This window comes from Providencia stuartii (assembly GCF_029277985.1).
Lineage (GTDB): Bacteria > Pseudomonadota > Gammaproteobacteria > Enterobacterales > Enterobacteriaceae > Providencia > Providencia zhejiangensis.
Window position 1 is genome coordinate 1,226,196 of the sequence record NZ_CP119546.1, and the last position, 19,276, is coordinate 1,245,471.

Below are 19,276 nucleotides of genomic sequence, written 5' to 3' on the forward strand. Positions count from 1 at the left end.
CAGGTCGTAATGTACGGTTGAATAGCGACCATAATATGTTTCCCCTAATGTCAATGTGTTGCTAATAAATTAAAATTAAAGATACTGTTATTTTTCTTTTTTATTTATATTTTAGTCATAGTCGACTTTAAATCGAATTTGAGTGTAATATAGCTCTGACGGTAAATTCTCTTCACGATTAATCAATGTTAATTGGTAGTTTAAGTTTATAATGCCTTGAGTGATATCTTGTGTTGGTATAGGAACATCAGGAATAATAATACGGTTAAATTGGTCATTAAGTCTTAGTGCAATTCCGCCTGAACCGCCATAATCTTTAACCAATGTTTTATCTTGGGTGCTCTCAAACGTAATGTGAAAATATTTCCAACCTAGCTTATTAATATCATTCGAGGTAGTGCGCTCAATTGAACAATTGATTAGACGAATGGTAAATTTATGAGGGGAACTCTCTCCATTACGTCTAATTTGAGTCAATGGAAGAGTTCCTATATCAATAGTTTGATCTCGGCTGCTCATATCAATTGAACATGCTGTTTCTACAATACTTCCACCAATTTTAATGGGAGTAACGGCTGTACTCATATTTGCAGTACCTATGAGCAGAAAGCTACCGAAAAAAACATTCATTGATTTCAACATTCGCCCTCTGTCTAAATTAATTCCCACTTATTTTTCTTAATTATTCACTGTCAGTGGAAAGAGTGTGTTATTCGTAGTTGAGTGTGAAATCTGCAACCGATGAGAATTCACCTACAGTTATCGTGTCGATATCACCGCCATTCCCCACCAGATAGGCCGAAAATTGTAGGGTATTATTACTATTTTGGATCTTTTGGAATGGAGTGGGTTGCCCTAACGTGATCACGCCAGCACTGCCATTAGCAATTTGAATACCAGCCCCTGACCCTGTACCAACAATTCCTAATGTTTTATTGGTTGTATCAAAACTGGCTGCTGCCCCACTAAAGGTTAATTGCACACCTTTAGTTAATTTTGATACATCACAATTTTCTAATAATATTTCAAACGGTCGCGGAGTTGATTTACCGCCAATGACTAATGCCATATTTGAAATTTGACCCAGTTCGATAATCTCTTTAGTCTCTGGAGAAATAGAGCAAGGTGCATCAATAATGGAGCCTTTAAATTTAATTTGGCCATGCCCCTGATCGCGTAGCGCATAAACATTTCCAACCGCAGAGACAGACAATAATAAAATCGGTAAAATAAATTTTAATTTCATAAGAATCTCCTTTAAAAAAGTAGGTTATTATTAGAAAGTCGCAGAATTTAACCCCACAGTATTGATATTACTGTAAAGGAAGCGTCATGAGACTGATTGTTATTTTTGTTTGAATAAAGTTCTATCCGAATAAAACCGGTGAACTGGAGGTTGGACTGCTATCATTATTGACCTTATTGAAAACGGATGTACTTAGCACCTTATTTAAATCAATGTATTTTTCAATAGATGCTATATTTATTTCTTCAATAAGTAATAAGTTAAACTCATCGATAGTAATATCGATTTTATCTAATAATAGCAGTAGTAAGCATACATTTATGCGGTTACTTCCACATTCATAACGCGACATTTGTTGTTGGCTTAAATTAACTAATTTTCCAAATTGTCCCGCCGTGAGTCCTTGGCTTTTTCTTATCCTTTTTAATGTTCTTCCAATAGCTAATGAGATAAATGAAAAAAAATCATTTATATTAATATCTTCACTCTTTTTCATTGATTCTTCCCCTTGTTGGATAAAGTAAAAATATTCAACATAATGAATATTTATTTAAGAGTTTATTTCTATACGATTTATTCTTTGTAAGTTTTATTTAAATGTGCTGATTTTAAGCAAATATAAAACGTATTTTTTTTAAGATCAAACCTTCTATAAATAGCAATTATTTTATTTTTATAAAAAACTCTCAACTGGAGTAACTAAGGAATTTATTAAAGGATAATAAAATCAATGTATTCATCCTTTGTGGCATACTTTTGTTGGTAAATATCTAGCATAAAATGCTAAAAATACAGACTCAATGAAGCAATTAAAGATAAAATATCAAAATAATTAAAAACTCATACTTTCTATTTTTTCCGTTACCATTCGCAACACTCTCATGTTAATTTGTATCTATTATTGTCTGTTTGTAATGAATTATTAATTACTCACAATAAAATAGATTGTTTATCAGCGAGATAAAAAAATCAGTCTATTAACCATACAATTTATATGGCTTAAAAAATGTAATAAATATTAGAAATCAACCATTTGATTATAAGTTGAATCTGTTTTAATTACCTACTTTTTATAGGTGAATAGATATTTAAAAAGGAATGGCATTATCATTAATCATTGTGGGTTAGCAGCAAAGCAAATTAAAAAACAATTATTTTTTATAACCTGCATTGTTTATTTTTTTGCTATTTTTTTTCAGGTGACATAAAAAAACAGACAACATCTACAGTTGTCTGTTTTTTTGACTTACTTAGGATTAACGGGCTTTGGCTGCCATGATTTCAATAATTTGCACATCGGTATGGCGCATTGAGCCTGTCGCTAGCGAACATAAATTTGCTATCGATTGATCGACATCATCGGAAACAATGCCATCAGAGCCTCTTACACAGCTGTTGTCGAGCGCCATTAAAACGGCTTTGTAGGCCGCACTTGCACTTGTTGAAACTTTCATGGCACAACTATTCGATGCACCATCACAAATCATACCGCTGACATCACCGATCATGCTGCATATTGCCATTGCGACGACTTCATAGCGTGATTCTAGCAACCATGCGATACCTGCGGCGGCACCCATCGCGGCAGTTGTCGCAGCACATAATGCGGAAAGGGCAGGTAATTGATTATGAATATAGATAGCCATTAAATGGGATAGCATTAATGCTCTAGCTAATTGTTCTTCTGTTGAATGCAAATAATCTGCCGTGACAACAACGGGCATGGTGGCAGCAATCCCTTGGTTGCCTGAGCCTGAGTTACTCATCGCGGGCAATATCGCCCCTCCCATGCGAGCATCAGATGCTGCGGATGTCCGTATCATAATTTCAGATAAAAGATCTTTTGATAGTAATCCACGATCACGTTGAGCTTGGAGTGTTTTTCCTATGTGCAAGCCATAGACATGACGTAACCCTTCTTGCGAGAGTGCATCATTTAACTGTGCAGCTTCTAAAATAAAGCGAATATCTTCAAATGGGGCTTGGGTTGCGAATTGATAAACGGCTTTTGCGGTCACCTCAGGGAGTGCGACATCGGCAGCACAATCAACAGGGGAAGTGTTTAATGGTGCTTTTTGGTTGATATCAAAAATGACATCATTATTAACCATCATCTTTACGAGGTTGGTGTGTGACCCTGCAATAATCGCTGTTGCAGAACCTTTGTCAGTAAACACTGTCGCTTCTGAATAGATGACATCATCACAAGGTTGTTTAATATCCACAGTCACTAAGCCTTGTTCGAGCATGTTTTTACTCGACTCAATAGCCGAAGTTGACGCTGACTTTAATACCTCAAGTCCGGCATCCGCATCGCCACCAAGAGCGCCTAATGCCGCAGCAATAGGCAGACCCACCATACCTGTTCCTGGCACAGTTACACCCATCCCATTTTTCATTAGGTTCGGTGAGACTAATGCGGTGACTCGAAGAATATCACCTTCAATACAAGAGGCTGCTTTTGCTGCCGCGAGTGCTAATGAAATGGGTTCGGTGCAACCTAAAGCAGGTTTAACTTCTTGTTTGACTGCATTGATAAAGTACTGCCAAAGAAGTGGCTGGGCTTGAGTTTGCATCGTAAATTCCCCTTCAAGAACATCGTATTAATAAGGGTATTTTAAATAATTATGAGGAGAAAATTTTCATTATGTTAGGGGGGAAGTTTAAATTTTATAGAAATATTTTCTGTGAATTCAGTTAAAAATAGAAAGTATTTTTAAGTTTGACCTTTATCACAAAGTCTCCTGCCTAAATATTTAGGCAGGAGTAAGGTGACGTTAATCTCAACTTTCGAGGTCGAGTCGTTTATTTTGCCATCGCCGAGAACGCCAACGCCATGCATTGGTTAAACCACGTAACCACTCATCAGCAAAGAAGCCGATCCAGATACCCAGTAAGCCCATTTCCATTTTAATACCAAGAAAATAGCCTAGTGGAATCGCAACTCCCCACATAAAAATAATGGCGGTACACAGTGGGAAACGCGCATCACCTGACGCTCTTAATGCGTTAACCATAACAATATTGATGGTACGACCCGGTTCTAAAAAGACTGAGAGTAAGAACAGAGGCAGTAACACATGGATAATACTTTGATCTTCAGTTAAATTATCAAGAATAGGGTCTCGGAATAACCAGAAGAAAAAGACTACGCCAATCGTGACATAAAAGCCCATTTTGAGGCTTTTCAGCCCGCGTTTGTAAGCATCATCGAAACGTTTAGCACCAACAAGGTGCCCCACCATAATTTCATTACCTATACTGATTGAAATACCAAATAGCATAATAAAAAGTGAGAGTTGGAAATAAAGTGTTTGTGCCGCTAACGATGTTTCGCCCATTAAACCGATAAACGCAGATGCGGTCATAAAATGTAGGATCCACACTAAGTTTTCGCCGGCAGATGGCAAGCCAATATGCAGGATTTTTCCTAACATATTACGTGACCAGCGTATCAGTAATTGTGGGGAGAACTTAATTCTTAGCCCATAAAATAATAAGCAAAATAGCAGTATAACAGCCACAACCCGCCCTACGACGGTTGACCATGCGACGCCTTCAAGGCCATATTGAGGTAGGCCAAAAAAGCCATAAAGAACAATCATGTTACCAAATACAGTGATGACGTTAGCTATCAGTGTTACCCACATTGCAGGTTGAGCTTTGCCATAGACGCGCAAACAAGCCGCAAGAATAATGGATATCGCTTCAGGGATTAAACAGATTCCTAGAATATGTAAGTATGCATAACCATCTTGCATAAGATGAGATGGTGTATTCATGATGCTAAGAATTTTATAACCAAAAAAAAGTGCAATCAGGGCACTGGAAAAACCTAATAAAAAGTTGAAAGCGATAGAGATGTGGATAGCTTGGCTGGCTTTTTCACGTCGCCCAGCCCCTAAATATTGCGCGATAACAACACTGCACCCCACACTGATAAAGTTAAAAATGGTGATAAACAGATCAAATACCTGATTTCCCACCCCCATTGCCGCTAGGTAGGCTGTTGAAACATGGCTCACCATATAGGTGTTGATGAGTAATGTGGCCAAATGAAGAAAAATATCAATAAATATTGGCCAACTGAGAGAAAAGAGTGATCTCTCAGTGACATCAGATTGATGCATTAAGAACCTTCAAAATAATTTAAAAAGTGATATACCAGAAAAGTAGGCTGATTCTACCCGCATTTATGTTGAGTTAATAGAGTTTAAATACGCTTATTTAAAAGGAAGTTAATCTTTTGTTTAATAATGATGATTCTGCTAATTTATTCTAGATTGATATTCATTTTATCAATGCAAAAAACAACATCAGCATAGTAAAGGAGTCACAATGACAAAAATTAAAGCCGCAATAGTGGGATACGGCAATATTGGCCGCTATGCACTCGAAGCGGTATTGGCAGCTGAAGATTTTGAACTTGTTGGCGTAGTTCGTCGAAATGGACAAGATATCCCAGCAGAGTTAGTAGGGCATACTGTTGTCGATGATATTGAAAAATTAGGCAAAGTAGATGTTGCGCTGCTGTGCTCTCCGACTCGTGTAATTGGTGATTTAGCGGAGAAAATCTTAAATCTGGGGATTAATACGGTTGATAGCTTTGATGTCCATTCAGAGATCGTGGCATTAAAAAAACGTTTAGATAAGGCTGCTAAACAACGCGATAGCGTTGCCATTGTTTCTGCTGGTTGGGATCCTGGTTCTGACTCCATTATGCGTGCCTTAATGTTAGCGATGGCACCAAAAGGCGTTACTTATACTAACTTTGGCCCAGGAATGAGCATGGGGCACAGTGTTGCAGCAAAAGCGATTGATGGGGTGAAGGATGCCTTATCGGTCACCATTCCACTGGGTACCGGAGTGCATCGCCGCATGGTTTATGTGGAACTCGCTGCAAATGCAAATTTTGATGAAGTGGCTAAAGCCATTAAAGCGGATAGCTATTTTGCTTCCGATGAAACACATATTCGCCAAGTGGATAGTGTGGATGCACTAAAAGACGTTGGTCATGGTGTACATATGACGCATAAAGGTGTTTCTGGCGCGACACACAATCAACTATTTGAATACTCAATGCGTATTAATAATCCAGCATTAACTTCTCAGTTTATGGTTTCCGCAGCACGAGCAACGATGAAGCAATCACCAGGGGCATATACTGTGATTGAAATTCCACCAGTGAATTTCTTACAAGGTGATCTTGATAATTTGATTGCTAAGTTAGTGTAATCACTGGATGGCATGATTGTAATGAATGCACTCATGCCAGTTCCGTTGATACGCGTTATACTTCAAATGTCGCATCGTATTAAGAAAGCTCGTTATATTCTTCTTTATCCGCAACGATGTTGTCATTTACCTTATTAGTGGATAGTTTATGGGATGATTGACGTTGTCTCAATGAGGTCAGCTAGATAGTTTGAGATAAAAAAGGACTTTATCATGGCTAAAAATTCAAAAAGAAAAAATAATATCACCACAGAGACAAAAACATTCTTTTCAGCAAAAAGCACCCCACAAACAGTTGTAGAAAATAAACATGCATTTAGTGTATTGCGTTTTTTGTCAAAAATAATAAGTGTGTGTTTTTCTCTTTTTTATGTTGGTTTTATTTTTTCTGTTTGGTTTTTTCCTGAATATTATGATGTTGCTTTAATTTATAACTTAACGCTGATCCTTATCTTCGAGTTTATTTTAGTACACTCGGGTGTTTTTATGTCAATAACCAATAATATCAAGGTGTTGATAGGGTTTGCATTATTATACGGACTGTTTGCTTTTGCGTTTAATTACTCCGTGCTTGGTGATTCGCCGCTGATCCTTTATTTATATAGTTTCACCATATTAAATCGCATATTATACGGTTTTAGTAGCCGAACTGATGAAGAGCGTAAAGAGAATTTGGGGAATTCCGCTATGATGGCGGTAAATTTTATGTTTTGCATCGTTCTGGTAGTCATCGTGTCTTCGCTAGTCCCTTATGGTGGACTGACGCCCAATTATTTATCGTCAATCGACTACTATAATACAATCCCACACGGTGGAGAATTTCCTGAAAAACCACACGTTGCCTTTGCTTTTGGTGTTTTATATTTTGGTTTACCTGTCGTGTTACCACTATTTTTTAAACTATTAAGTAAAAAATAGGCTAATGTCTAATTAGGTAACAATCTTCATATGCCACAAGGCCAACAAGGTAAAATAAATAAAAAAGCACCTACCGAAGTAGGTGCCCTGGTGTTGACAAAGTCTAATTGTGATTAAAGCGGCTTAATAATTATGATTGATGAACGTTATTTGCTTGCAGCCTATGCTTATATTGTTTTGCGTATTAACGCTTAATGGTTTTGAATTTTTGGGTTGTTGCAGTGAGTGCGACTTCAGTTGGCAAACGTTCCATCGAGCTAGCGCCATAAAAACCATGGCATTCAGGGCAGTTTGCTAATATATATTCCGCATCTTCAGGTGTTGCAATTGGACCACCATGGCACAGAACAATGACATCATCGCGTACTGCTTTTGCCGCTTTGGCCCAGTCATTGATTAAAGGTACGCAATCTTTAAGTGTTAGTGCCGTTTCTGCGCCAATATTCCCCCCAGTGGTTAAGCCCATATGAGGAACAATAATATCAGCACCGGCTTCGGTCATTGCTATCGCATCTTCACGGCTGAAAACATAAGGGGTGGTTAATAACCCTTTTTCATGGGCTAAACGGATCATATCGACTTCTAAGCCATATCCCATGCCGGTTTCTTCTAGGTTAGCCCTAAAGTTACCATCTATTAGGCCAACGGTTGGGAAATTTTGTACCCCAGTAAACCCTTTTGCTTTGATCTCGTCAAGAAAGTGGTCAAACTGGCAAAAAGGATCCGTACCGTTAACTCCAGCAAGTACAGGTGTGTGTTTTACAACAGGCAAGACTTCTTTTGCCATGTCCATCACGATTTCGTTAGCATTACCATAAGCCAGTAAGCCCGCGAGTGAACCGCGTCCAGCCATACGGTAGCGACCTGAGTTATAAATAACGATTAAGTCTATACCGCCAGCCTCTTCACATTTTGCGGATAGGCCGGTACCGGCACCACCACCAATAATTGGTTCGCCTCGAGCGATCATCTCTCTGAATTTTTTCAGTAAGCTTTCGCGATTATGTTTCATTGATGAACCTCTACTTGTTGTTCAAAATTTCCTGGTGTAATTGAATAACTTGTTCGCAAAACTCAATTGAGTTGATATGGTACGGACTCAAAATAAGTTTGCGTTTTTCTGTTGTTATAAGATTTTCGGTTAATGCATTGATAAAGGCTTGGTCTGCTTCTGGATCCCAGAATGGGGCACCTTCAATATCCAGTGCAGAGAAGCCGGCTGTTGGAATAATAAAGCGAATTTCCCCTTCACAGCGGTTAAGCTTATCGGCAATCCAACGACCCATTTGTTGATTTTCTTCTTTTGTTGTACGCATTAACGTAACTTGTGAATTATGGTTATAGAATAACCGGTCACGATAATGCTCTGGTACTGTCGATGGGCGACCAAAATTGACCATATCTAGCGCCCCGCATGACAGTACACAAGGTGTTTGTGTTCTTGCGATTGCGCCAAAACGATCTTCATCGCATGCTAAAACGCCACCAAACAGATAGTCACACACTTCCGTTGTCGTGATGTCCAATACGGAATCTAATAAGTGGCTATCAATTAATTTTTCCATGGCTTTACCGCCACTTCCCGTCGCATGGAAAACTAAGCAGTCATATTGTGATTCAAGTTGCTCGGTTAGCTGTTGAACACACGGGGTAGTGACGCCAAACATAGTTAGTGCAATAGCAGGTTTTGATGCCTCTTCATATTTATCTTCACGATTAAAATAAACGGCACCTGCAATTTGATTTGCAGCGTTTTTTAATACCTTACGAGAAATAACATTTAAACCTGAGACATCGGTGACCGAATACATCATTGAAATATCACTTGCACCGATATAACCGGATATATCCCCTGACGCCATCGTTGAAACCATCAGTTTAGGTATGCCAACAGGGAGCGCTTGCATTGCTGGAGTAATTAGCGCTGTACCACCGGAACCTCCTAAACCTAAAATAGCGGCAACATCATCTTGGGCACTGAGGTACAGACTAAAAGCCAGTGACATAGCTTCAATGGCTTTTCCTCTATCACCACAAAAAACGGCTTCAGCTCCGGAAGGATGGTAAGCCGCAACAGTGAGAGCCTTAATATCTGCATTTCTGTTTAGTTGAGTTGGTTGCGTCGTCAAATCTACTGAACGTACAGATAAACCTGCTTCTTTGATCAAATCGCAGACATAGAACAATTCATCGCTTTTAGTATCTAGCGTGGTTGCTATATAGATGTATCCCTGATGCTGTTTCATCGGAAAATCCTTACAGGTTAGGAAGATGTTTAATTTCTCATCTGAATGAGACTATAGTATCATTTTGGATAAAAGTAAAATGAGATTGTAGTCTCATTTTTGGGGTTTATTTAAATATCATGATGTTATATTTTTATCTCAATGATAAATAAGCATTTTAAAATTTTAATGGCATATTAAAAACCGCATTTTTTATAACAGACGAACGATAACATTCTCATCGTTATTAATAAGCAGTAGCTGTAGCCATTGTAAAGTGTCATGATGAGTCACCCATTCACTATAGTAGCGAACATGTTTTAAAGGGAGGGAAACGATGTCATTCACATATTCTAATCATGAATATAAAGGAACAAGGAAGCGAACTTATAACTTATTGGTGAATACGGCACTGGCTCTTTTTGAAAAAGGGGATATGCCCTCTATTTCGGAGCTTGCTATTGAGGCGGGCGTATCAAGAGCGACAGCTTATCGCTATTTTCCAACGCAAAGTGATTTGATTGCGGCAACTGTTAATGCCAGTTTAGGGCCCATTTTGACATGGCGACCGCAAAGTGAAAAAACGGAAGAGCGTATTGAGGAGTTGCTGACATATGCACTCCCTAGAATGTTTGAGCATGAAGGCGTCTTGAGAGCCGCATTACAAGTATCGTTACAGCAGTGGGCACAAAGTCGCGCTCTGACGCAAGATCCTAAAGAAAAACCACTGGAAAGAGGAAACCGTAAAAATATCCTCGCGATGGTTACTGCACCAATGAAAGATGATTATCCGCAAGATGTTATTGATAAAGTTATCAAAGCATTTTCAGTCATTTATGGCTCTGAAATCTTTCTAGTACTCAAAGATATTTGGAAGCAAGATGACGCTGAGGTGATTGAAATTGCACAGTGGATGGCGAAAGCGATTATTAACCAAGCCACAGCAGATAAAAATGCCCGAGAATGCTGAGGTATCGCATTAAAAGAACGGTAGGGGAAAGCCTATCGTTCCTTATAGATGGAGTTACAAAATGGGTGGAGTTACAAAGATTTCATAAAATAATATCTTTCATGTTTAATTGGGTAATCAATGAGTGTTGAGATCACCTGATAGCCCTGTTTCTCATAAAAAGGTTTTGCTTGGAAACTGAACGTATCGACTTGAGCATATTTGGCACCTAACTCTCTCGCTTTATTTTCCATCGCTTGTAGCAATTGTGAACCGATGCCTTGCTTCCTCAATGATTCTTCAAGCCAAAAGTAGTCAATTCGTAGCCAATTTCCGAGTATTGAACCTGTTATTCCGCCTAATATTGCCTCTTCTTGCTCATAAAATACGGCTAATGGAGAATGAATATCTTCACTGAAAAATTGTAAGTTATAGTTAATCAATGATTGATGAATATGCGCAATTTCAGATTTAGCAGGGGATGTTGTGACGCGTATTGCCATAATTTTTCTTATCTTTCAATGTAATGATAATTTATGAGTTTATATACTATTTAATAATTTAATGAATTTAAAGTATTAAGAAGATACTATTAAGACTATTACAGATGATATCGATGCGCTAAGTGCTCTTAGAGTAATAGGATTTCGCGATGATAAGATTATTGAAGATGGGCTTAGGCATTGCTATTTGTGCCTTAATTGGTGGAACCCTCACTTATCTTGGCGTACCTCTCGCTCTTATGTTTGGCCCAATCATTGCGGTGATTGTTTTTAATCGCTTCAACATTCAATTTGCTATCCCCAAATATACCCTCACATTTGTTCAGATATCATTAGGAACGTCTGTGGGACTGATGTTTAATCAAGTCTCATTAGGGCAAGCAGAGAATCTATTTCTACTTCTTCTGCTGTTGGTGGTCTGCTTGGCTGTCCAATTTTCATTCAGTTATTTTTGGTTTCACCGCAAAGTCGGATGGACAAAACAAGAAGCGATGCTGGGCTCTGTTCCGGGAGCCATGGCTGCCATATTAGCCTTAACAGATCATACGCATACGCCTCCACAAAAAATCGTGATTTCTCATACGATCCGTCTCATTATTTTAATTCTATTGGCAGGAATTGTGGTAGGTAGTCATGGGGATCCTCAGCCTCTGATTGTACTACCATCCTTAACATTGGAAGCGACCTTCTGGTTAACGGTGATTGTATTAACAGGACTCGGATTAGGCTTGGTATTGCAGCGAATGCATGTTCCTGCCCCCTTTATGTTGACATCATTAGGTGCCGCGACGTTGATCCAAGGCTGGCTTGATGTACAAATTCATTTTCCGGTGATGATTACTGAGCTCAGTATGGTTTTGATCGGGATGAATATTGGTAACCACTTTATTGTTTTTCCACTGTCGTCATTGATCAAAAATATCTATTCATCTGCCCAAGTGGTGGTGATTAATATCTTTTTAACCTTATTGATTACACTGTTTGCTGCATGGGTCACTGGCTATCCTCTATCGGTATTGCTGCTGGCTTGGGCGCCAGGAAGCATGGAAGCGATGACATTTGCGGCGATCACCATGAACCTTGATGCTGGATTTGTCATGTCAAATCACATCATTAGGATGGTAATTATTCAAAGTATCCCTTCGATAGTGATGTTTTGGCAAGAAAGACGCGTGAAGAAAAAGGAAGGTTGAAGTGAAATAATGATAACTCCCCTAGTGAAGGGGAGGGAATTATTTCACATAAGCAAACAAGCCTAATGAATCCCGGGCAAGAGATTGGCACTTAAATTCTTGTGATAGCGGGATACCTTTTAGGTCGTTGTAGCTTTCTTTGTTGAGCATGGTCATCTTGTGAGAATCGTAATCACCAAGATCCCATTTATTACTACGGGCAAAATAGACAATTGCGCGCTCAATTTCCCTATCAGGGATTTGTGAATAGCCACAATCATATTTTAGGTAGATAAAAACCGCCGTCAGATCGGCAAGATCTTCAGCTTCATTGGGGGTCAGTGCTCTGGCAGAATGTGTTATCCCTAACAGAGTAATGATGTAAAAAATCACAGTAAATTTGCGCATTCAATATTCTATCTGTTTTTTATGTCAAGTAACGTTAACATAATAATAGAATTGTTAGTCAAGTATATTTTTCTTAAATAAGTGTAATATGCCCCTAACAACCCTATGGTTTCCTTGACCTTCCTGTAAGGGGAAGCTTTATCATTTTTAGATATTAAACCATATTTTGGCTCTAAACGGTAATAGCCTACAGTGCCATAGAATTTTTACTCGGTTTTTAATTTGATAAATAAAAGGAAGGTTATCAATGTTACGTCGCGATTTCATTAAGCTAAGTGCTATCGCTTATGCTGCAAGTGCACTGCCTGTGTGGAGCCGTATCGCTGTGGCTGCCGACAATTACCCGACACTGGCTATCCCACCTCTGATAGAACCTGATGCGCAAGGTAATCTTCAACTTGCGATTAAACAAGGGGTTTCTCAATTTGTTCCGGGTAAAAAAACAACAACGTGGGGGTATAACGGGGATCTACTCGGGCCAGCACTTAGCTTGAAAAATGGTCAAAACGTCAATATTCATATCGCTAATCAATTACCGGAAGAGACGACCGTTCACTGGCATGGCCTTGAAATATCAGGAGAACAGGATGGTGGACCGCAGGCAATTATTAAGCCAGGAGCTAGCCGCAAAGTTAATTTTACTGTAGATCAACCAGAAGCCACTTGTTGGTTCCACCCTCATACACACGGAAAAACAGGCCATCAAGTCGCCATGGGGCTTGCGGGTCTGGTTATCATTAAAGATGAGCAAAGCAATAAGCATGGATTGCCGAGTACCTGGGGCGTTGATGATATCCCTGTGATTTTACAGGACAAGCGTCTTAAGGATGATGGACAAATTGATTATCAATTAGATGTGATGAGCGCAGCGGTAGGTTGGTTTGGTGATCTCATGTTAACCAATGGCGCGGTATTCCCTAAGCACGTCGCGCCGAAAGGTTGGTTACGTTTCAGACTACTTAATGGCTGTAACGCACGTAGCTTGAATATCTCAACGAGTGATGGCCGCAAAATGTATGTGGTGGCGAGTGATGGTGGATTACTTGCGGAACCTATCGCAGTCACAGAGTTGCCGATTCTTATGGGGGAGAGGTTTGAAATCTTAATTGATGCAACGGATGGCCGCTCTTTCGATTTAGTGACATTACCGGTTAATCAAATGGGAATGACGCTTGCACCATTTGATCAACCTTTACCTGTACTGCATGTCGAAACCACGATGAGTGCGAGTGAGGGGCAGTTACCGACTCAGTTGGCAAGTTTACCAGCACTGCCTTCATTAGCTGGATTAACTCGTCGTCGTTTCCATTTAATGATGGATATGCGTTTGGATATGCAGGGTATGATGATGCTACGTGAGCGCTATGGTGACCAAGCTATGGGCAATATGGGGGGCCATGGTGGCATGATGCAAGGTCATATGATGCAGAACAGTGGTATGGATCATGGCAATATGGGCCATGGTAATATGGGGGGAATGCGTAATAGTGGCGGCCATTGTGGAACAAATTCAGGTGAGCTAGATATATACAACGCCAATACGATTAATGGACAAGCCTTTTCTATGACAGAAGCAGCCTTTGATGCTGCCATGAATCGACAAGAGCTATGGGTGATTTCGGGTCGTGGGGATATGATGTTGCATCCATTCCATGTTCATGGGACACGTTTCCGTATATTGAAAGAGAATGGTAGAGCCGTGGAACCACACAGACAAGGTTGGAAGGATATCGTTAAGGTTGAAGGCCAAGTCAGTGAGGTATTAGTTGAATTCAAACATCCCGCCACTAAACAGCATCCTTATATGGCTCATTGCCATTTATTAGAGCATGAAGATACAGGCATGATGATGGGATTCACTGTTAGCTAACAGGCTAACGGTTCATTAATTGTTGAGTATGTTAGGGGCTGACTATTGTGGATACTGTTAGCCCCTAACAATTAGAAAGTGAACAATAAAGCCATTTGGTTGTTGTTATCATTTATAGCTTATACGGCATGGTCTGTGGCAATGCGATGAAAGTGAAAATAGGCATGTCACTCATTAGGTCAATAATGGTTATTTGGGTAAAGGGTAGCGTAACGCAATTTCTGGTGTATTAGCGAGGATCCTACCGGAATGAAGACAAAGGTAACAAGCAATCTCTTCAGCACTGAATTCATCGTCTATCTCTTCATTGTTAAACCATTCATCTGGCCAATAAATCAAATCTGAAGCATTTGCATTGGGAAAATTGATATCTAGCAATTCCAATGCATGGCCTTGCTCTGCTTCGCTTCCTTCCGCACTGCAAATAAAATCGATAATCATGACAAGCTCATCGAACTTAAGGTCATCAATATAGGAGGATTGAAGGAGTGCGGAGCAGATAAAGTCTTGTTCGCTGATCCATGAAGGGTAATCTCTAAACTCATGAAATTCGAAAGTCCTGACTGCAATTTCATTCCATTGTGAAATGTGTTTTTGTACAGTTATATCGCATTCATTACGCTGATGGTGTTGGATTTCATGTGTGATTAGTTCTAATAGCGTTTTCAGGCGAGTAATCTTCTGTTTCTGGGGTTTTTGAGGGGCTAATCTTTGTGGTAAAGGCATCAACAATTTCCTTTTTGAGTTTGTGAGCTTTTATTTTATTCATTAAATAACGTTATCAATAGTCTTAAATTTCTCTTTTCTTGACGTTAATCGAAATTTATATCCAATTGTTTTGTAATTATTTATTTTGTTTTTGATGATTTTTATATCAATGTGTTTTGAATATCATTCTACGTATTTGATAAAATTTATAACAAGTCACAGGATCCTCTTTTACGACAAATGGTGAGTTCTGTTATACTTGCTGAAAATTTTGTTCTCATATTTTGTATGTTATTACTTTTTCGTTCTTAAATGTGCGAATTCTTTGATATGAAATATGATTTTTAGTATTGAAAACAAATAGGTATTGGTAAATTGAAACATACTCTTGAAGTTATGATCTCTGAAGAAGAGCTCAGCCAGCGAGTCAGTGAACTTGCTGAAAAAATTAGTGAGCATTATAAAAATATTGAAGGCGAGCTGGTATTAGTCGGCTTGTTAAAAGGCTCCTTTATTTTTATGGCTGACTTATGTCGTAAAATTGACGCGCCTCATGAAGTCGACTTCATGACTGTTTCAAGTTATGGCAATGCGATGAATTCAAGTCGTGATGTTAAGATAGTCAAAGATTTAGATGAAGATATTCGTGGAAAGCATGTTTTGATTGTCGAAGATATCATTGATTCAGGTAATACCTTAAATAAGGTGCGCGAAATTTTTGAGTTGCGTGGTCCAAAATCAGTGGCTATCTGTACGCTACTCGATAAACCATCACGCCGTGAAGTGGATGTGCCAGTTGAATGGATTGGCTATTCGATTGAAGATAAATTTGTGGTGGGTTATGGCATCGATTACGCGCAGCAATATCGTCATTTACCCTATATTGGTCACGTTACACTGATCGAAGAGTAATCACTCACGCTACTCGTCATACGGCGCACAACAATCTTGGTGTTAGTACTCACTTGTACGAGTTACCTCATAAAAAGGGCTGTTCCGATAAACAGCCCTTTTCGTTAGCTAAAGCATAAAACTTATTTTTTGTTTGTCAGTTTGGCGATAGCTTCACGATAGCACAATTCAAGTCTTTCTCGACTATCCGCTGTTGTGTGTAGGTCATGCAAGCGACCATTGTTGATACCGTAAACCCAACCATGGATCATCACTTTTTGCCCGCGTTTCCAAGCTGACTGCATAATGGTTGAATGACCAAGGTTATAAACTTGCTCAACAACGTTTAGTTCACATAACCGATTTAAACGTTCACAAGGTTTTAGTTCACCGAGCATCGAGCTATGTCGGTACCAAATATCACGGATATGCAGTAGCCAGTTATTGATTAAGCCAAGCTCTGTATTGTCAACAGCAGCCTCAATACCACCACATCCATAGTGGCCGCAGATGATAATATGCTCAACCTGAAGAACATCAACAGCGTATTGGATGACCGATAAGCAGTTTAGGTCAGTGTGAATAACTAAGTTAGCAACATTACGGTGAACGAAAAGATCACCTGGCGCCGCATTAATTAATTTTTCAGCAGGTACTCGGCTGTCTGAACACCCTATCCATAAGAATCTTGGCTTTTGAGCTTTAGATAACTCTTTAAAGAATTCAGGATTTTTTTCATTAACAGAAGCTGACCATGCTTCATTGTTAGCAAACAGCTCTTCAATTTTTCTCATCATGACGTATAGCCTAGTTGTGTTACTTTACGGTAAAATCTTATACAACATTTATTTATTAATTAATATTCAGTTATATTAATTTTTACATTCCTATGATGCATATTTCATTCTGATTAGACAATATTGATATAGCTAACCAATTGAATTAGCTAGCATATACCTATTTTCTCTTTTCTGCATAACAGTGATCAGGAAAAAATGGCATCATAGTATTATATTGCTCCTAAACCTACCCAAGAATAAAGGTGTTTTTTAAATATGACTTACGCACTTGAGTTATCGCAGCTAACCAAAACCTATTCCGGTGGGGTGAAAGCCTTACGAGGGATTGACCTAAGCGTAGAAGATGGTGACTTTTATGCGTTACTTGGCCCTAATGGCGCGGGTAAGTCCACCACAATAGGAATCATTAGCTCATTGGTCAATAAAACGAGTGGGTCTGTTAAGGTTTTTGGTTATGATTTAGACAAACAAGTCGTGCAAGCCAAACAACAACTAGGATTGGTTCCTCAAGAATTTAATTTTAACCCTTTCGAATCGGTGTTACAGATAGTATTGAATCAAGCTGGCTATTACGGTGTTCCTCGTGCAGTCGCGCATCAACGTGCCCAAACATACCTAACTCAGCTGGATTTATGGGAAAAACGTAATGAGCGTGCTCGTAATTTATCAGGGGGGATGAAACGCCGCTTAATGATTGCACGAGCTTTGATGCATGAACCTAAGTTATTAATTTTAGATGAACCTACAGCAGGGGTCGATATTGAATTACGTCGCTCTATGTGGAGTTTTTTGAAAAAGCTTAATGCTCAAGGTACGACGATTATTTTGACGACACATTATCTTGAAGAAGCTGAAATGCTTTGCCGCAATATCGGCATTATTCAACACGGCGAACTGGTTGAGAACACCAGTATGAAGCAGTTATTAAGTCAGTTGGAATCAGAAACGTTTATTTTTGATTTGGGAACGAGAAGTCCAATACCTGATCTGAAGGGATATGAGACGCGTTTACTGGATACATCCACTTTAGAAGTGGATGTCAAAAGAGAGCAAGGGCTTAACGGCGTATTTAGCCAGCTTAATGAACAAGGTGTGGAAATTTTGAGCATGCGCAATAAAGCCAATCGATTGGAAGAACTTTTTGTGAATTTAGTCAAAAAAGACAGTGATGCTACGCGTATGGAGGAAGCACAATGATTTCTCTGTATTGGGTTGCATTAAAAACTATTTGGATAAAAGAGGTGACCCGTTTTGGTCGCATATGGGTACAAACGTTATTACCGCCAGTCATTACCATGTCTCTCTATTTTGTTATTTTTGGGAACCTGATCGGTTCGCGAATTGGTGATATGGGCGGGGTGGACTATATGCAGTTTATTGTCCCCGGTTTGATTATGATGGCCGTAATCACCAATTCCTACTCCAATGTTTGTTCCTCGTTTTTTGGTTCTAAGTTCCAGAAAAATATTGAAGAGTTGCTTGTTGCACCTGTACTAACGCATGTCATTATTGCGGGATTTGTCGGGGGAGGCGTCGCTCGTGGTATTTTAGTTGGATTATTGGTGACTATCGTTTCGCTATTTTTTATCCCTCTACAAGTGCATTCTTGGGGAATGGTCGTCATCACGTTGCTATTAACGGCAATAGTTTTCTCACTTGCAGGCTTATTGAATGCTATTTTTGCGAAAACATTTGATGATATTAGTATCGTTCCTACGTTTGTGTTGACGCCGTTAACCTATTTAGGGGGGGTCTTCTATTCGCTTTCATTATTGCCGCCGTTTTGGCAGGCCGTATCAAAATTAAACCCAATTGTTTATATGATTAGTGGCTTTAGGTACGGTTTTTTAGGCATTGCGGATGTATCAATTGCTGTGACATTAGGCGTGTTGCTGGTCTTTTTGATTGTTTTTTATGCGCTGACTTGGTATTTAATTGAACAAGGTCGCGGCTTAAGAAGCTAATAACATCGTTTTATTCTATAAAAGTTCAATAATACAGCCTCCTAATAGTTGAGAATCAATTGTTTGGAGGCTTATTTTTTGTACACTACTCGATATTTAAAGCCCTATTTATCGCTGTGTGAATGTTGATATTTAACCAAAACCAATGACTGTTAAATATACACAGAAAATTTTAAGTGTTTTTACTTGTTTAATCTCTCTCAAAAATAGTGCCCTACAGAAATAATAACATCCATTAATAAGAAAAATAAAAATAATGATGCATTGGCTATGTGTGTTCAAATGTAACGAACAAAAAAAATTAGAAGAATTTAAATATTAAATTTAAGTTTATTTTCGAGCTAACAAAAATTATTTCCCATAAAAAACTTTTGATTATATTGGCTT

General features: G+C 38.9%; 19 protein-coding genes. 8 read left to right on the forward strand and 11 right to left on the reverse strand.

What is annotated here, in order from left to right; all coding sequences use genetic code 11:
- Nucleotides 1-111: 111 nt before the first annotated feature.
- The 5 genes from P2E05_RS05270 to P2E05_RS05290 all read right to left on the reverse strand — a co-directional run bounded on the left by P2E05_RS05270 (nucleotide 112) and on the right by P2E05_RS05290 (nucleotide 5,376).
- The gene (locus P2E05_RS05270) at nucleotides 112-642 is read right to left on the reverse strand and encodes a fimbrial protein (RefSeq protein WP_154622803.1); all 531 of its coding nucleotides are present in this window, start codon (nucleotides 640-642) and stop codon (nucleotides 112-114) included.
- 67 nt (nucleotides 643-709) lie between these two features.
- The gene (locus tag P2E05_RS05275; RefSeq protein WP_154622804.1) at nucleotides 710-1,246 is read right to left on the reverse strand and encodes a fimbrial protein; all 537 of its coding nucleotides are present in this window, start codon (nucleotides 1,244-1,246) and stop codon (nucleotides 710-712) included.
- A 121-nt stretch (nucleotides 1,247-1,367) separates the two neighbouring features.
- Nucleotides 1,368-1,742, reverse strand: a complete 375-nt coding sequence (locus P2E05_RS05280; protein ID WP_163860822.1) for a helix-turn-helix domain-containing protein — start codon at nucleotides 1,740-1,742, stop codon at nucleotides 1,368-1,370.
- Between the two features lie 760 nt (nucleotides 1,743-2,502).
- Nucleotides 2,503-3,822 carry a serine dehydratase subunit alpha family protein gene (locus tag P2E05_RS05285; protein WP_163860823.1) on the reverse strand — a complete coding sequence of 440 codons (1,320 nt, stop codon included), beginning with the start codon at nucleotides 3,820-3,822 and terminating at the stop codon, nucleotides 2,503-2,505.
- A 207-nt stretch (nucleotides 3,823-4,029) separates the two neighbouring features.
- On the reverse strand, nucleotides 4,030-5,376 hold the full coding sequence (locus tag P2E05_RS05290) for an MATE family efflux transporter (RefSeq protein ID WP_154623573.1): 1,347 nt from the start codon (nucleotides 5,374-5,376) through the stop codon (nucleotides 4,030-4,032).
- A gap of 208 nt (nucleotides 5,377-5,584) precedes the next feature.
- On the opposite strand from P2E05_RS05290, the gene P2E05_RS05295 reads away from it, so the two are divergent.
- Together P2E05_RS05295 and P2E05_RS05300 are read left to right on the forward strand one after the other, a co-directional pair.
- The gene (locus P2E05_RS05295; RefSeq protein ID WP_163860824.1) at nucleotides 5,585-6,481 is read left to right on the forward strand and encodes a diaminopimelate dehydrogenase; all 897 of its coding nucleotides are present in this window, start codon (nucleotides 5,585-5,587) and stop codon (nucleotides 6,479-6,481) included.
- Between the two features lie 213 nt (nucleotides 6,482-6,694).
- Nucleotides 6,695-7,399 carry a hypothetical protein gene (locus P2E05_RS05300; protein WP_195848170.1) on the forward strand — a complete coding sequence of 235 codons (705 nt, stop codon included), beginning with the start codon at nucleotides 6,695-6,697 and terminating at the stop codon, nucleotides 7,397-7,399.
- Between the two features lie 184 nt (nucleotides 7,400-7,583).
- Here P2E05_RS05300 and P2E05_RS05305 read toward each other — a convergent pair whose 3' ends face one another.
- On the reverse strand, nucleotides 7,584-8,411 hold the full coding sequence (locus P2E05_RS05305; RefSeq protein ID WP_272657921.1) for a phosphoenolpyruvate hydrolase family protein: 828 nt from the start codon (nucleotides 8,409-8,411) through the stop codon (nucleotides 7,584-7,586).
- Nucleotides 8,412-8,421: 10 nt separating this feature from the next.
- A complete protein-coding gene (locus P2E05_RS05310) occupies nucleotides 8,422-9,645 on the reverse strand; it encodes a Tm-1-like ATP-binding domain-containing protein (protein WP_154623570.1) in 1,224 nt (407 codons plus the stop codon).
- A gap of 316 nt (nucleotides 9,646-9,961) precedes the next feature.
- Between P2E05_RS05310 and P2E05_RS05315 the strand changes: the two genes are divergently transcribed.
- Nucleotides 9,962-10,594, forward strand: coding sequence for a TetR/AcrR family transcriptional regulator (locus tag P2E05_RS05315; RefSeq protein ID WP_154623569.1), 633 nt, complete (start codon nucleotides 9,962-9,964; stop codon nucleotides 10,592-10,594).
- A gap of 71 nt (nucleotides 10,595-10,665) precedes the next feature.
- Here the strand turns inward: P2E05_RS05315 and P2E05_RS05320 are convergent, their stop codons facing one another.
- Entirely contained in the window at nucleotides 10,666-11,076 is a 411-nt protein-coding gene (locus tag P2E05_RS05320; RefSeq protein ID WP_154623568.1) for a GNAT family N-acetyltransferase, read from the reverse strand.
- A gap of 149 nt (nucleotides 11,077-11,225) precedes the next feature.
- Between P2E05_RS05320 and P2E05_RS05325 the strand changes: the two genes are divergently transcribed.
- Complete coding sequence (locus P2E05_RS05325) at nucleotides 11,226-12,269, forward strand: AbrB family transcriptional regulator (RefSeq protein WP_154622591.1); 1,044 nt, start codon at nucleotides 11,226-11,228, stop codon at nucleotides 12,267-12,269.
- 39 nt (nucleotides 12,270-12,308) lie between these two features.
- Here P2E05_RS05325 and P2E05_RS05330 read toward each other — a convergent pair whose 3' ends face one another.
- Nucleotides 12,309-12,656, reverse strand: a complete 348-nt coding sequence (locus P2E05_RS05330) for a YacC family pilotin-like protein (RefSeq protein WP_154622590.1) — start codon at nucleotides 12,654-12,656, stop codon at nucleotides 12,309-12,311.
- 247 nt (nucleotides 12,657-12,903) lie between these two features.
- Between P2E05_RS05330 and cueO the strand changes: the two genes are divergently transcribed.
- The gene (gene cueO / locus P2E05_RS05335; RefSeq protein ID WP_196713431.1) at nucleotides 12,904-14,526 is read left to right on the forward strand and encodes a multicopper oxidase CueO; all 1,623 of its coding nucleotides are present in this window, start codon (nucleotides 12,904-12,906) and stop codon (nucleotides 14,524-14,526) included.
- A 189-nt stretch (nucleotides 14,527-14,715) separates the two neighbouring features.
- On the opposite strand, the gene P2E05_RS05340 is transcribed toward cueO, so the two are convergent.
- Complete coding sequence (locus tag P2E05_RS05340) at nucleotides 14,716-15,252, reverse strand: hypothetical protein (protein ID WP_272657922.1); 537 nt, start codon at nucleotides 15,250-15,252, stop codon at nucleotides 14,716-14,718.
- 357 nt (nucleotides 15,253-15,609) lie between these two features.
- Between P2E05_RS05340 and hpt the strand changes: the two genes are divergently transcribed.
- Nucleotides 15,610-16,146 (forward strand): hypoxanthine phosphoribosyltransferase, encoded by a 537-nt coding sequence (gene hpt / locus P2E05_RS05345; RefSeq protein ID WP_154622716.1) that lies wholly within the window; start codon nucleotides 15,610-15,612, stop codon nucleotides 16,144-16,146.
- A 122-nt stretch (nucleotides 16,147-16,268) separates the two neighbouring features.
- Here the strand turns inward: hpt and can are convergent, their stop codons facing one another.
- Complete coding sequence (gene can, locus P2E05_RS05350) at nucleotides 16,269-16,922, reverse strand: carbonate dehydratase (protein WP_154622715.1); 654 nt, start codon at nucleotides 16,920-16,922, stop codon at nucleotides 16,269-16,271.
- Between the two features lie 258 nt (nucleotides 16,923-17,180).
- Here can and P2E05_RS05355 point away from each other — a divergent pair, with 258 nt between their 5' ends.
- Nucleotides 17,181-18,122: an ABC transporter ATP-binding protein gene (locus P2E05_RS05355; RefSeq protein ID WP_196713429.1), complete on the forward strand. Its 942-nt coding sequence runs from the start codon at nucleotides 17,181-17,183 to the stop codon at nucleotides 18,120-18,122.
- The gene (locus tag P2E05_RS05360) at nucleotides 18,119-18,889 is read left to right on the forward strand and encodes an ABC transporter permease (protein ID WP_276123039.1); all 771 of its coding nucleotides are present in this window, start codon (nucleotides 18,119-18,121) and stop codon (nucleotides 18,887-18,889) included. Before P2E05_RS05355 ends, P2E05_RS05360 begins: the two co-directional genes overlap by 4 nt.
- Nucleotides 18,890-19,276: the final 387 nt, after the last annotated feature.